Below are 12,561 nucleotides of genomic sequence, written 5' to 3'. Positions count from 1 at the left end.
ATTACTGAATTAACCGCGAAGAATGGCGTGATAAGCGCCATTCTGTAGCATATGTTTTCATTTTTCCGCTAAAGGCCACAATTTAAGACTGGATATTTGATATCATCCAGGTATCAATTCTGTATTGGTTTTTACGCTGCCCGCTCAATGTTGGGCAGTGCAGTTCAGTGGGCGCGTTTTATACACGCGCTGAAATGAAGGATGGTTTCATGCCTCACTCGATAAAAAAGATGAGTCTGATAGGACTCATATTGATGATCTTTACTTCCGTATTTGGATTTGCCAATAGCCCATCGGCTTATTACTTAATGGGTTATAGTGCGATTCCCTTTTATATATTTTCTGCATTGTTATTCTTTATTCCATTCGCCTTAATGATGGCTGAAATGGGAGCTGCTTATCGCAAAGAAGAAGGCGGTATCTATTCCTGGATGAATAATAGTGTCGGACCACGTTTTGCCTTCATTGGTACGTTTATGTGGTTTTCCTCTTATATCATCTGGATGGTGAGTACCTCCGCGAAAGTTTGGGTACCGTTCTCAACATTCCTCTATGGTAGCGACATGACCCAGCACTGGCGTATTGCCGGACTGGAGCCTACGCAGGTGGTTGGTCTGCTGGCAGTGGCATGGATGATTCTGGTCACCGTCGTTGCTTCAAAAGGGATTAATAAAATTGCCCGCATTACTGCGGTGGGCGGTATTGCAGTAATGTGTCTGAATTTAGTATTGCTGTTAGTAAGCATTACTATTTTGTTATTAAATGGTGGGCATTTCGCGCAGGATATTAATTTCCTTGCATCACCGAACCCAGGTTATCAGTCCGGTCTGGCAATGCTATCGTTTGTGGTATTTGCTATTTTTGCCTATGGTGGAATTGAAGCGGTTGGTGGTCTGGTCGATAAAACGGAAAATCCAGAAAAGAACTTTGCCAAAGGTATTGTTTTTGCCGCTATTGTTATTTCAATCGGTTATTCGCTGGCAATATTTTTATGGGGCGTCAGCACAAACTGGCAGCAGGTATTAAGTAATGGTTCCGTTAACCTCGGCAATATTACCTATGTGCTGATGAAGAGCCTCGGGGTGACGCTGGGTAACGCACTGCATTTGTCACCTGAAGCGTCATTGTCGCTGGGCGTATGGTTTGCGCGTATTACCGGACTTTCGATGTTCCTCGCTTATACCGGTGCGTTCTTTACGCTTTGCTATTCACCGCTGAAAGCCATCATCCAGGGGACGCCGAAAGCGTTGTGGCCGGAACCGATGACGCGCCTGAATGCGATGGGGATGCCGTCTATCGCCATGTGGATGCAGTGCGGGTTGGTTACTGTCTTCATCCTGCTGGTTTCGTTTGGTGGCGGTACCGCATCGGCGTTCTTTAACAAGCTGACGCTGATGGCGAACGTGTCTATGACGCTTCCTTACCTGTTCCTCGCGCTGGCTTTCCCATTCTTTAAAGCACGTCAGGATCTCGACAGACCGTTTGTGATTTTCAAAACGCATATGTCGGCAATGATTGCAACAGTGGTTGTCGTACTGGTGGTGACATTTGCGAACGTCTTCACCATCATTCAACCTGTGGTTGAAGCTGGAGACTGGGACAGCACATTGTGGATGATTGGCGGCCCTGTCTTCTTCTCGCTGTTAGCGATGGCGATTTACCAGAACTATTGCAGTCGCATGGCGAACAAACCTGAGTTAGCTCTCGACTGATCATATGAAATCCTGCAACTCATCGTCTCTCCGGCGATGAGTTGTCTGGAAAGGAAGACGTTATGGACGACGCTAGTCGGGATCCAGTGATAACCGAAGATGAAATCAGGGAGCTGCAATTTTCTGCCGGGGATGTGGCGGAAATAGAGCAAACGGTCCTCTCTTTTGTCGATACCCGCCACACCCGCAAAGTAGCGATGGTGGTGGGTAACACTATTAATACCCTCAAAGAGCGCGATGGTCCGCGGTGGGGAAACCTGCCGGATATCTATTGCGCTTATCTTATTAGATGTCTGGTTTTTCGCGGAGAATTAGTGGGATACGGCGATTTGTTTCGTATGCGCTATAGCGAAATTAAGCGACCGATTATCTCATGAGTGCGCGCATGTTTATCTTGTGCTGCATCTGGTTTATTGTGGCGTTCCTCTGGATAACCATCACTTCCGCGCTGGACAAAGAGTGGATGATTGATGGACGCGGGATTAATAACGTCTGCGATGTGCTGATGTATCTCGAAGATGACGATACCCGTGATGTCGGTGTGATAATGACGTTACCGCTCTTTTTCCCTTTTCTCTGGTTCGCTTTGTGGCGAAAAAAACGCGGCTGGTTTATGTACGCCACCGCGCTGGCTATTTTCGGCTATTGGCTGTGGCAGTTTTTTCTGCGCTATCAGTTTTGCTTATAAGCCGGATGGGTTCATCCGGCCACAAAGACCTTACAAACTTCCCGCCTGACGACCTTTGCCCGCAGAAGTTAATGTTCTCCCCGTTTGTTTACCATTCAGGCTTTCCAGACGCATCTGGAAGGGCGGGAATGGCATATCGATACCGTGGGCATGGAATCCTGCCAGAATTAGCTGGTGAATCTCATGGCGTAGTGGCATACGGTGACCCATCTCAGCGGCGTAAATACGCAGCTCGAAAATTTGAATCCCCTGTTGCAGATCCACCAGGAAGACTTCCGGCGCCGGGTTGTCGATCACCAGCGAGCAGCGACGCGCTGCGGTGAGCAGGATTTCCGTCACTTCTTCACTGTTGGCATCGGCAGGGGCCGGAATCGTCAACACCACGCGCGTGACCGAGTCAGAGAGCGACCAGTTGATAAACTGCTCGGTAATAAACGCCTTGTTCGGCACGATAATTTCTTTGCGGTCCCAGTCGCTGATGGTGGTGGCGCGGGTGTTAATTTTCGTCACACTACCGGTAAGATCGCGGATCGTTACCGTATCGCCAATGCGAATCGGTTTTTCGAACAGGATAATCAGGCCAGAGATAAAGTTGGCGAAAATTTCCTGCAAACCAAAACCGAGACCAACACCGAGCGCGGCGACCAGCCACTGCAATTTCGACCACTCAATACCAATCATCGAGAAGCCGACCAGCCCGCCAATCAGCATCAGCAGATATTTGGTGATGGTGGTGATGGCGTAGCCCGTACCCGGCGTTAAATCCAGGTGCTGCAGAATCGCCAGTTCCAGCAGCGCGGGCAGGTTGCGCACCAGCTGCGTGGTGATGATAAACACCAGAATGGCAATCAGCACCGCACCGAGGGTAATCGGCTCCAGGCTTTCTACGCCCTGTACCGTGGAAGTGACATCCCACAGCGAAATATTTTCGAGGAAGCCGAAAGCGGAATGGATTTCTGACCACAGCACAATGACCGAAAGCAGGGCGATCAACATCAAAATTGAGCGCACCAGCCGCAAGGATTGCGCACTGATGGCATCGAGATCGACTTCGCTTTCATCGACTTCAATTGCTCCTTCCGGGCTACTGTGATGATGCGCTTCCTCTTCGCCACGCGCACGCTGCGCTAACATCTCTGCCCGGCGATGCTTCGCCCGGTCAAACGCCAGCCTGCGGCGCTGGATCAGCATCCAGCGGCGGATAACGTGATAAACCACCAGTAGCAAGAACCAGATGGCAACCGAGGTTTCAAGCCTCGCTAACAGCGCCTGCGCCGTTGCCAGATAACCCACCGCCGACGCCAGAATGGCAACCAGCGGTGCGCCAATCATCATGTTCCACAGCATATGGTTGGTAATGTTGTCGCCGCTGCCTTCTTTGTTGAGATACAGCGGGATCCCGGCCTTTTTCAGACTGAGAGTGACCACCGCCAGCGCACCGCAAATGAGGATAAAGCAAAGCCGTCCCAGCGAACCGGAGAATTCACGGTCGTCGAGGTTATCGAACATCATCAGCGCCATAATCAGCGGCACAATAAGCCCGATGCTCATCAGGTAGTAGCGCATCCCACGGGAAACCCGTTCGCGCGGCCAGCCAAAATGAGCGATAAACAAGCCGTTCGGGCGGGCAAAGGTGGCGCAAATCATCACTACCCACAGCAGCGGCACGGTGGCTGTTACGCCATCACCAATCGCGACCGCCAGCGGATAAGGCCACGCCTCGCGCAAGCCGTAACCCAGCGTCATCCACAGCACAGGCAGCGGTGACGCGACGAGAATCGACCAGAAAAGAGTGCGTAACGTCAGCCAGAAGTGATCCTGAGTCACTTTGCCGACTTTCGCCGCCGAACGTTCAAGAAAACGGGTGAAATAGCGGCGCGAGTAAATACTGCAACCGACCAGAATCAACGCGCCAAACAGCGGCAAAATCGTCTCTTTACTGGTCAGCATCATTACACTGGCTTTGCCCAACTGACTGAAGGTGTCCAGCGAAATGAGACGACGCAGATCCTGGGCGATTTCCAGCGGCCAGGCGATGGTCATCGGGCGCACGTCAGAGGTCCAGAACAGATAGCGGTGCGTCGCTTCATTCACCTCTTTCAGCGCATCCTCCAGTTGCCCGTTGGAGACTTTCAGCTTGGTCAGTTCCAGTAGTAGCGTGTCTCCACCCTGCAACAATGAGTTCAGCAACTCACGCTGAGTGCGTAGCTGTGCTTCCAGAATACGGTTTTGCTCGGCGGTCAGCGGCTGACCGTCGGCCTGATGGATTTGCCGTAGCAGCGGCTGTTTATTTAGCAGATCCTCATAACGTAACCGTTGCACACGCAACTGCGCCATTTCGGTATCAAGCTGTTGTGGTTTTGGCATTTCCGGTAGCCGTGCCACCTGCGCCCGCAACGCTTCACCGAGCAGGTTGGACGATCCCAGCCATTGCGACTGTTCACGCAGCGTATTCAACGCCTGCCGGACCTGTAACGTCTGGCTGGCAGCCTGACGCTGTTGCGAGGCAACGAGATCCATCCGCTGCGCCTGTTGATTCAGCGCTGCCGATAGTTCGCGGTTAATTTTGAATTGCGCGACGATATCTTTCGGCAAATCGGCACTGTTTTCTGCCAGTAATTCGGTACTTTCCAGCGCCCGCTCCGCCTCAAGCTGACGTTGGCTGTTCAACTGATTACGTAAGGCCTGCAAATACGCATCCAGTTGCTGGCTCTCTTTTTCCGCCAGCTCTGAGCGTAAGCGCGCTAATTCCTGGCGGTTATTGGCGGACAGCTGCGCGAGTTCCAGTTCATCGACGAGCGCTTTCAGGCGTGCGGAGTCAGACTGCAACGCGAAATTTTGTGCCTGATTGAGCGGGGAATTGCCGGTAAGCGTCCCCAGGCGGCGCTCGATTTCATTTAACTGACGGCGGGCATCGGTTTGCTGTTGCGGCAGTTGATTCAGCGAATCGGCAATCTCGCGGGCGCGTTCCTGCTCTTGCTGGGCCTGACGGCTTTTATCCAGCAACTGGCTACTGACCTGGAGAATTTCCTGATTCAGCGCGTCGGTAGACATTCCCGGTGACACGCTGCGCGGCTCGTCACGCATGTTGTTTAATTGCGCGCGCAGAGTAGCGGAGAGTTTCGGATAATTATCAATGACTTCTTGATATTGCTTGATGCGCTCAAGGGAACCTTTCCGTTCCTCAAGCGCATTTAAGGCAGACTGGAGCGCCTCTACGACTTCCGGTTGCGCGGGTTTCGCCGCTTTTGCCTGCTCCAGTTCTTGTGAGATTTGTTTGCTATCGGGGGCCGTCGCGGCGTACGCCCCCCAACTGAGGCACCAGGCCATCAGAAAAGTGATAATCAGGCGCACGTCAGCGTTTCCTTTGATGGATTAGACCTGGTCTTTTTTGTCGTCAACCAATGGGCTGGCGTCGTGTTCTGCTTCGATCTCTTCAGCAGGAAGCGGGGAGGGTTCAGCGTCTGGCGTAACAAAGATTTCGGTAGATACTGCCAGCGGCTGGCCAATTTTCGTAACAGACAGGCTTTCCAGTTGCTCAACCAGATTCACTTTACCCGGTGCAAACAGGTTGATAACGGTGGAACCGAGTTTAAAGCGACCCATTTCCTGGCCTTTCAGCAGTGCCACAGAACCGTCGTTTTCCCCGGCAGGCCAGGTCCAGCGCTTGATGATACCTTCGCGCGGCGGCGTAATGGTGCCCGCCCAGACCGTCTCAATGCTGCCTACAATCGTCGCCCCGACCAGAATCTGCGCCATTGGGCCAAATTCGGTATCGAACAGGCAGATCACGCGTTCGTTACGGGCAAACAGATTCGGCACGTTCTGAGCGGTGAGATGGTTAACGGAAAAGAGATCGCCCGGCACGTAGATCATCTCACGCAGAATACCGTTGCACGGCATGTGTACGCGGTGGTAGTCACGCGGGGAGAGGTAAGTGGTCACAAACGTACCGTTGCGGAACAGGTCCGCCATCAGATAGTTGCCTGCCAGCAGGGCGTCGAGGCTGTAGTTGTGGCCTTTGGCTTGCAGGATTTTATCTTCTTCGATTTTACCCAACTGGCTGATAACGCCATCGGCAGGCATAACCAGTACATTCGGATCGGTATCGATTGGGCGTACTTCGTCACGCAGCGGACGGACAAAGAATTCGTTAAAGGTGCGGTAGCTGGCGGTGTCCGGCTTTTGCGCCTCTTTCATATCGACCTTGTAGTATTTAACGAACAGATCGATAACCAGTTTTGTCAGCCATCCTGCCCGCTTGCTTGCGCCCCAACCCGCCAGGCGAGTAAGCCATAGTTTCGGCAGAATGTACTGTAGCGAAAGTTTAAATGAATTTAACAAGGTAGCCTCCAGGCCATTGTTTTGTCGTTCCTGATCCGGCCTACATGCCGGATCCTGAAAAAAAGGGGACGATTCTAACGACGGTTAGCTTAATTGTCAGTCATCCGTATCAGAAAAGTTTTTACGCGTTTTTACCTGCGCCATGCTTTCCAGAATACGGTGATAGTTTTCGAAACGGGTTTCCGCGATTTTTCCTTCCTCAACCGCTTCCCGGATAGCGCAGCCCGGATCGGTATCGTGTTTGCAATCGCGATATTTACACAGACCTAAGTAGTCATGGAATTCGACAAAGCCCTGAGTGATTTGTTCCGGCTCCAGGTGCCAGAGGCCGAACTCACGCACTCCTGGGGAGTCAATCACATCACCGCCGTGCGGGAAGTGATACAGCCGAGCGGCGGTCGTGGTGTGCTGACCGAGACCCGAGTTGTCAGAGACATCGTTGGTCAGGATCTCTTTTTGCAGACCCAGCAATGCGTTCAGCAGGCTGGATTTGCCAACGCCAGACTGCCCGGCAAAAATGCTGATGCGCCCGGTCAACGCCTCTTCCAGCGGTTTCAGCCCATCCTGAGTATGACTGGAAACCATCAATACGCGATAACCGATATTGCGGTAGATATCCATCTGCTCGTTGACGAACTCCATGCCTTCGTCGTCCAGCAGGTCTATCTTGTTGAGCACAATAATCGGCTCAATCTGCAAGGTTTCGCAGGCCACCAGGTAACGGTCGATAATATTGAGCGACAGCTCCGGCAAAATGGCGGAGACAATGACAATCTGGTCGATGTTGGCAGCAATAGGTTTCACACCGTCGTAAAAATCCGGGCGCGTCAACACTGAGGTGCGCTCATGCACCGCTTCCACGATCCCTTTGACATTTACGCCTTCCGCCGCTGGTTTACCCGGACGCCAGACTACGCGGTCGCCGGTCACCAACGAACGGATGGTACGGCGAATATTGCAGCGGTGAACGTCGCCATCGGCGGATTCCACATCAGCGTGCATACCAAAGCGGCTGATGACGATACCTTCATCAGGCTCGCCAAACAGATTGTCGTCGTAGTCGGGCTTCTCCTTAGACGTTTTAAGACGACGCTGGTGATTGGCGTTCACGCGGCGCTGCTGGCCTTTGGAGAGTTTATTTTTACTCAATCGTACAGACTCCTGGTCGCCCCTGATGGGCAAAACATCTATGATACACGCAATTGTGGATCAATATAGTCACTGTGAATGGGTGGAAAATAGCATGAGTGCCAATGAAAACAACCTGATTTGGATCGATCTTGAGATGACCGGTCTGGATCCCGAGCGCGATCGCATTATTGAGATTGCCACGCTGGTGACCGATGCCAACCTGAATATTCTGGCAGAAGGGCCGACCATTGCAGTACACCAGTCTGATGAACAGCTGGCGCTGATGGATGACTGGAACGTGCGCACCCATACCGCCAGCGGGCTGGTGGAGCGCGTGAAAGCGAGCACGATGGGCGATCGTGAAGCTGAACTGGCAACGCTCGAATTCTTAAAACAGTGGGTGCCTGCGGGAAAATCGCCGATTTGCGGTAACAGCATCGGCCAGGATCGTCGCTTCCTGTTTAAATATATGCCGGAGCTGGAAGCCTACTTCCACTACCGTTATCTCGATGTCAGCACCCTGAAAGAGCTGGCGCGCCGCTGGAAGCCGGAAATTCTTGATGGTTTTACCAAGCAGGGGACGCATCAGGCGATGGATGATATCCGTGAGTCGGTGGCAGAACTGGCTTACTACCGCGAGCATTTTATCAAGCTGTAAAATTTTTCCTGGTCACGTAAGCGCCGGAATCCACTTGCGGCGGCGTGATTTTGACGCTAAATTGAACGTCTTGCTGATAATTTCAGCACTTGAGATAAAAACTCAAAAAAAATTTTTTAGGGGGGTTGCAGAGGGAAAGATTTCTCGTATAATGCGCCTCCCGTAACGACGCAGAAATGCGAAAATTACGAAAGCAAAATTAAGTAGTACGCGGGAATAGCTCAGTTGGTAGAGCACGACCTTGCCAAGGTCGGGGTCGCGAGTTCGAGTCTCGTTTCCCGCTCCAAAATTTGAAAAGTGCTGCAAAGCACAGACCACCCAATCGCAGTATTTCGAATTGCGACAAGGCGGCAACTGAACGAATCCTTGGGAGCTTACAAAAGTAAGTGACTAAGGTGAGTGAAGGCAGCCAAGGCAGTAGCGGTTCGAAAGACGAAGATTAAGCGGGAATAGCTCAGTTGGTAGAGCACGACCTTGCCAAGGTCGGGGTCGCGAGTTCGAGTCTCGTTTCCCGCTCCAAAATTTGAAAGTGCTGTAAAGCACAGACCACCCAAGCGGGAATAGCTCAGTTGGTAGAGCACGACCTTGCCAAGGTCGGGGTCGCGAGTTCGAGTCTCGTTTCCCGCTCCAAATTCTTCTCTCAATAAAATATCCACAGCGACGCGATGCGTTATTGCTGGTTTTTATTGTCTCTGACAAACTCTTGTAAACAGAGTTATCCACAGCCTCAGGCCGTAATCTTAATTTCAAAGAAACTTCGCACGGTGAATAGTATTTTTTTAACCTATTGATAGATAAGTTAAAAATTAAGATTTCGTTTTGTCGAGTCGATCACTTGACGATTTTATTCGTCTTGAATTGCAATGCGTTTTTATTTTTATTCACAAGCTGTGGATGAATCAGGCGTCACGCGGTAACCCTTTTTCAATCACCCGAACCAGACGCTGTTTTTTCGGTAATTGCACTTCGACTATGCACGCATTTCGCCTCTCGATTTGCTGCGCAATCGCCCACGCTATGTGCTCATCGAGAAGTGGGTGCTCACCTTTACGACTCTCCAGCGCCGCCAGAATCGTTTCATCCCAGGGCGCATTGCCTAAGGCTACGGCAATATTACGCAGCCAACGCAGGTGACCTATACGGCGAATCGCCGAACCTTCCGTGACTTTTAAAAACTTCTCTTCACTCCAGGCGAATAACTCAATGAGTTCCGGTGCGTGTAGCGGCTTACGCGGGCTGAAATCGTCTTCTGTAGTGAGTTGCGAATAGCGATTCCACGGGCAGATAAGCTGGCAGTCATCGCAACCATAAATACGATTTCCCATTAACGGTCGCAACTCTTCCGGGATCGCCCCCTCCAGTTCGATGGTGAGATAAGAGATACAGCGGCGAGCATCGACGGTATATGGCTCGACGATGGCTCCGGTCGGGCAAATCGTCATACAGGCCACGCATTTACCGCATCCTTCCTCGACTGGTTGATCCACGGGCAGAGGAATATCGACCAGCAATTCGCCTAAAAAGAAGAACGAACCGGCCTCGCGATTGAGGATAAGTGAGTGCTTACCTGTCCAGCCAAGTCCTGCTTTTTCAGCTAACGGGCGCTCGAGAATAGGCGCAGAATCGACAAACGGTCTAAAATTCAGCGAAACACAATGTTGCTGAATCATCTCGCCCAGCTTTTTGAGTCGGTTGCGCAGAAGTTTGTGGTAGTCACGGCCCAGCGCATAACGGCTCACATAGCCGAGCTTAGGGTTTTTCAGCGTGCTGGCAAATGCGGCGTTAGCAGGAAGGTAATTCATCCGCACGCTGATCACGCGCAGCGTACCGGGCAATAACTCATGGGGGCGAGCGCGCAGCATACCGTGACGCGCCATCCAGTCCATTTCGCCGTGGTATTGTTTGTCCAGCCATGCTTGCAGTTTGGGCTCGGACTCGCTGAGATCGGTATCGGTAATACCTACCTGCTGAAAGCCCAGTTCCAGCCCCCACTGTTTAATATTTTGCGCTAACTGATTGAGATCGAGGGGCTCTGACATGACGGACCATACAATGAAGAAAAACCCCGTAAGTATACCACACACCGTCTGGTACGCCGACGATATCCGCCGCGGAGAACGCGAGGCGGCAGATGCGCTGGGGCTCACACTCTATGAGCTGATGCTTCGCGCTGGCGAAGCCGCATTCCAGGTGTGTCGTTCGGCTTATCCTGACGCCCGCCACTGGCTTGTGCTGTGCGGTCATGGTAATAACGGCGGCGATGGCTACGTGGTCGCGCGGCTGGCCAAAGCGATCGGTATTGATGTCACGCTGCTGGCCCAGGAAAGTGACAAACCGTTGCCGGAAGAGGCCGCGCTGGCACGCGAAGCATGGTTAAACGCGGGAGGCGAGATCCATGCTTCGAATATTGTCTGGCCCGAATCGGTAGATCTGATTGTTGATGCGCTGCTCGGCACCGGCTTGCAGCAAGCGCCCCGCGAATCCATTAGCCAGTTAATCGACCACGCTAATACTCACCCTGCGCCGATTGTGGCGGTTGATATCCCTTCCGGCCTGCTGGCTGAAACCGGCGCTACGCCAGGCGCGGTAATCAACGCTGATCACACCATCACTTTTATTGCGCTGAAACCAGGCTTGCTCACTGGAAAAGCGCGGGATGTTACCGGACAACTGCATTTTGACTCACTGGGGCTGGATAGCTGGCTGGCAGGTCAGGAGACGAAAATTCAGCGGTTTTCGGCAGAACAACTTTCTCAGTGGCTGATACCGCGTCGCCCGACTTCGCATAAAGGCGATCACGGGCGGCTGGTGATTATCGGTGGCGATCACGGCACGGCGGGGGCTATTCGTATGACGGGGGAAGCGGCGCTACGTGCTGGTGCTGGTTTAGTCCGAGTACTGACCCGCAGTGAGAACATTGCGCCGCTGCTGACTGCACGACCAGAATTGATGGTGCATGAACTGACTATGGACTCTCTTACCGAAAGCCTGAAATGGGCCGATGTGGTGGTGATTGGTCCCGGTCTGGGCCAGCAAGAGTGGGGGAAAAAAGCCCTGCAAAAAGTTGAGAATTTTCGCAAACCGATGTTGTGGGATGCCGATGCATTGAACCTGCTGGCAATCAATCCCGATAAGCGTCACAATCGCGTGATCACGCCACATCCTGGCGAGGCCGCACGGTTGTTAGGCTGTTCCGTCGCTGAAATTGAAAGTGACCGCTTACATTGCGCCAAACGTCTGGTACAACGTTATGGCGGCGTAGCGGTGCTGAAAGGTGCCGGAACCGTGGTCGCCGCCCATCCTGACGCTTTAGGCATTATTGATGCCGGGAATGCAGGCATGGCGAGCGGCGGCATGGGCGATGTGCTCTCTGGTATTATTGGCGCATTGCTTGGGCAAAAACTGTCGCCGTATGATGCAGCCTGTGCGGGCTGTGTCGCGCACGGTGCGGCAGCTGACGTACTGGCGGCGCGTTTTGGAACGCGCGGGATGCTGGCAACCGATCTCTTTTCCACGCTACAGCGTATTGTTAACCCGGAAGTGACTGATAAAAACCATGATGAATCGAGTAATTCCGCTCCCTGATGAGCAGGCAACATTAGACCTGGGCGAGCGGGTAGCGAAAGCCTGCGATGGCGCAACCGTAATCTATCTGTATGGCGATTTAGGCGCAGGTAAAACCACCTTTAGCCGGGGCTTTTTGCAGGCTTTGGGCCATCAGGGTAATGTCAAAAGCCCCACTTATACGCTGGTCGAACCCTATACGCTCGACAATTTAATGGTTTATCACTTTGATTTGTACCGCCTTGCCGATCCCGAGGAGCTGGAGTTTATGGGGATCCGCGATTATTTTGCCAACGATGCCATCTGCCTGGTGGAGTGGCCACAACAAGGTACAGGTGTTCTTCCTGACCCGGATGTCGAAATACACATTGATTATCAGGCACAAGGCCGTGAGGCGCGCGTGAGTGCGGTTTCCTCTGCGGGTGAATTGTTGCTGGCGCGTTTAGCCGGTTAACCTTTGAAAG

11 protein-coding genes and 3 tRNA genes are annotated in these 12,561 nt (G+C 52.5%); 10 read left to right on the top strand and 4 right to left on the bottom strand.

Annotated elements, in window-relative coordinates; genetic code table 11:
* Positions 1-209: 209 nt before the first annotated feature.
* The 3 genes from yjeM (at position 210) to ACJHWT_RS07660 (ending at position 2,400) form a co-directional block, all read left to right on the top strand.
* Positions 210-1,712 carry a glutamate/gamma-aminobutyrate family transporter YjeM gene (gene yjeM, locus ACJHWT_RS07670; protein WP_001317580.1) on the top strand — a complete coding sequence of 501 codons (1,503 nt, stop codon included), beginning with the start codon at positions 210-212 and terminating at the stop codon, positions 1,710-1,712.
* Between the two features lie 62 nt (positions 1,713-1,774).
* Positions 1,775-2,089 (top strand): protein YjeN, encoded by a 315-nt coding sequence (yjeN, locus tag ACJHWT_RS07665; protein WP_000340723.1) that lies wholly within the window; start codon positions 1,775-1,777, stop codon positions 2,087-2,089.
* The gene (locus ACJHWT_RS07660; protein WP_001276173.1) at positions 2,086-2,400 is read left to right on the top strand and encodes a YjeO family protein; all 315 of its coding nucleotides are present in this window, start codon (positions 2,086-2,088) and stop codon (positions 2,398-2,400) included. Before yjeN ends, ACJHWT_RS07660 begins: the two co-directional genes overlap by 4 nt.
* Positions 2,401-2,430: 30 nt before the next feature.
* On the opposite strand, the gene mscM is transcribed toward ACJHWT_RS07660, so the two are convergent.
* The 3 genes from mscM to rsgA all read right to left on the bottom strand — a co-directional run bounded on the left by mscM (position 2,431) and on the right by rsgA (position 7,893).
* On the bottom strand, positions 2,431-5,754 hold the full coding sequence (gene mscM, locus ACJHWT_RS07655; protein ID WP_001236793.1) for a miniconductance mechanosensitive channel MscM: 3,324 nt from the start codon (positions 5,752-5,754) through the stop codon (positions 2,431-2,433).
* Positions 5,755-5,775: 21 nt separating this feature from the next.
* Positions 5,776-6,744, bottom strand: coding sequence for an archaetidylserine decarboxylase (asd, locus tag ACJHWT_RS07650; protein ID WP_000934906.1), 969 nt, complete (start codon positions 6,742-6,744; stop codon positions 5,776-5,778).
* Between the two features lie 96 nt (positions 6,745-6,840).
* On the bottom strand, positions 6,841-7,893 hold the full coding sequence (rsgA, locus tag ACJHWT_RS07645; protein ID WP_000041976.1) for a small ribosomal subunit biogenesis GTPase RsgA: 1,053 nt from the start codon (positions 7,891-7,893) through the stop codon (positions 6,841-6,843).
* A 94-nt stretch (positions 7,894-7,987) separates the two neighbouring features.
* Between rsgA and orn the strand changes: the two genes are divergently transcribed.
* The 5 genes from orn to ACJHWT_RS07620 all read left to right on the top strand — a co-directional run bounded on the left by orn (position 7,988) and on the right by ACJHWT_RS07620 (position 9,450).
* Positions 7,988-8,533 (top strand): oligoribonuclease, encoded by a 546-nt coding sequence (orn, locus tag ACJHWT_RS07640; protein ID WP_001295188.1) that lies wholly within the window; start codon positions 7,988-7,990, stop codon positions 8,531-8,533.
* 210 nt (positions 8,534-8,743) lie between these two features.
* Positions 8,744-8,819, top strand: a tRNA-Gly gene (locus ACJHWT_RS07635).
* A gap of 157 nt (positions 8,820-8,976) precedes the next feature.
* A tRNA-Gly gene (locus ACJHWT_RS07630) sits at positions 8,977-9,052 on the top strand.
* Between the two features lie 35 nt (positions 9,053-9,087).
* Positions 9,088-9,163 (top strand) — tRNA-Gly (locus ACJHWT_RS07625).
* Positions 9,164-9,396: 233 nt separating this feature from the next.
* Positions 9,397-9,450 (top strand): hypothetical protein, encoded by a 54-nt coding sequence (locus ACJHWT_RS07620; RefSeq protein ID WP_010723271.1) that lies wholly within the window; start codon positions 9,397-9,399, stop codon positions 9,448-9,450.
* On the opposite strand, the gene queG is transcribed toward ACJHWT_RS07620, so the two are convergent.
* Positions 9,433-10,572: a tRNA epoxyqueuosine(34) reductase QueG gene (gene queG, locus ACJHWT_RS07615; protein WP_001294246.1), complete on the bottom strand. Its 1,140-nt coding sequence runs from the start codon at positions 10,570-10,572 to the stop codon at positions 9,433-9,435. The two genes, ACJHWT_RS07620 and queG, sit on opposite strands and share 18 nt — an antisense overlap.
* Between queG and nnr the strand changes: the two genes are divergently transcribed.
* The gene (gene nnr / locus ACJHWT_RS07610) at positions 10,571-12,118 is read left to right on the top strand and encodes a bifunctional ADP-dependent NAD(P)H-hydrate dehydratase/NAD(P)H-hydrate epimerase (protein ID WP_001317581.1); all 1,548 of its coding nucleotides are present in this window, start codon (positions 10,571-10,573) and stop codon (positions 12,116-12,118) included. The two genes, queG and nnr, sit on opposite strands and share 2 nt — an antisense overlap.
* A complete protein-coding gene (tsaE, locus tag ACJHWT_RS07605) occupies positions 12,090-12,551 on the top strand; it encodes a tRNA (adenosine(37)-N6)-threonylcarbamoyltransferase complex ATPase subunit type 1 TsaE (RefSeq protein WP_000981977.1) in 462 nt (153 codons plus the stop codon). The genes nnr and tsaE overlap by 29 nt, the downstream gene beginning before the upstream one ends.
* Positions 12,552-12,561 lie beyond the last annotated feature (10 nt).

Origin of the sequence: Escherichia sp. WS338 (assembly GCF_046486405.1) — a bacterium.
Classification (GTDB): Bacteria; Pseudomonadota; Gammaproteobacteria; order Enterobacterales; family Enterobacteriaceae; genus Escherichia; species Escherichia coli.
This window is presented reverse-complemented; position numbering and strand designations above follow the sequence as displayed.

Coding starts and splice junctions, on each gene's coding strand:
- ACJHWT_RS07660 (WP_001276173.1), top strand. CDS start 2,086: ATGAGTGCGCGCATGTTTATCTTGTGCTGCATCTGGTTTATTGTGGCG.
- orn (WP_001295188.1), top strand. CDS start 7,988: ATGAGTGCCAATGAAAACAACCTGATTTGGATCGATCTTGAGATGACC.
- yjeN (WP_000340723.1), top strand. CDS start 1,775: ATGGACGACGCTAGTCGGGATCCAGTGATAACCGAAGATGAAATCAGG.
- queG (WP_001294246.1), bottom strand. CDS start 10,572: ATGTCAGAGCCCCTCGATCTCAATCAGTTAGCGCAAAATATTAAACAG.
- tsaE (WP_000981977.1), top strand. CDS start 12,090: ATGATGAATCGAGTAATTCCGCTCCCTGATGAGCAGGCAACATTAGAC.
- yjeM (WP_001317580.1), top strand. CDS start 210: ATGCCTCACTCGATAAAAAAGATGAGTCTGATAGGACTCATATTGATG.
- nnr (WP_001317581.1), top strand. CDS start 10,571: ATGACGGACCATACAATGAAGAAAAACCCCGTAAGTATACCACACACC.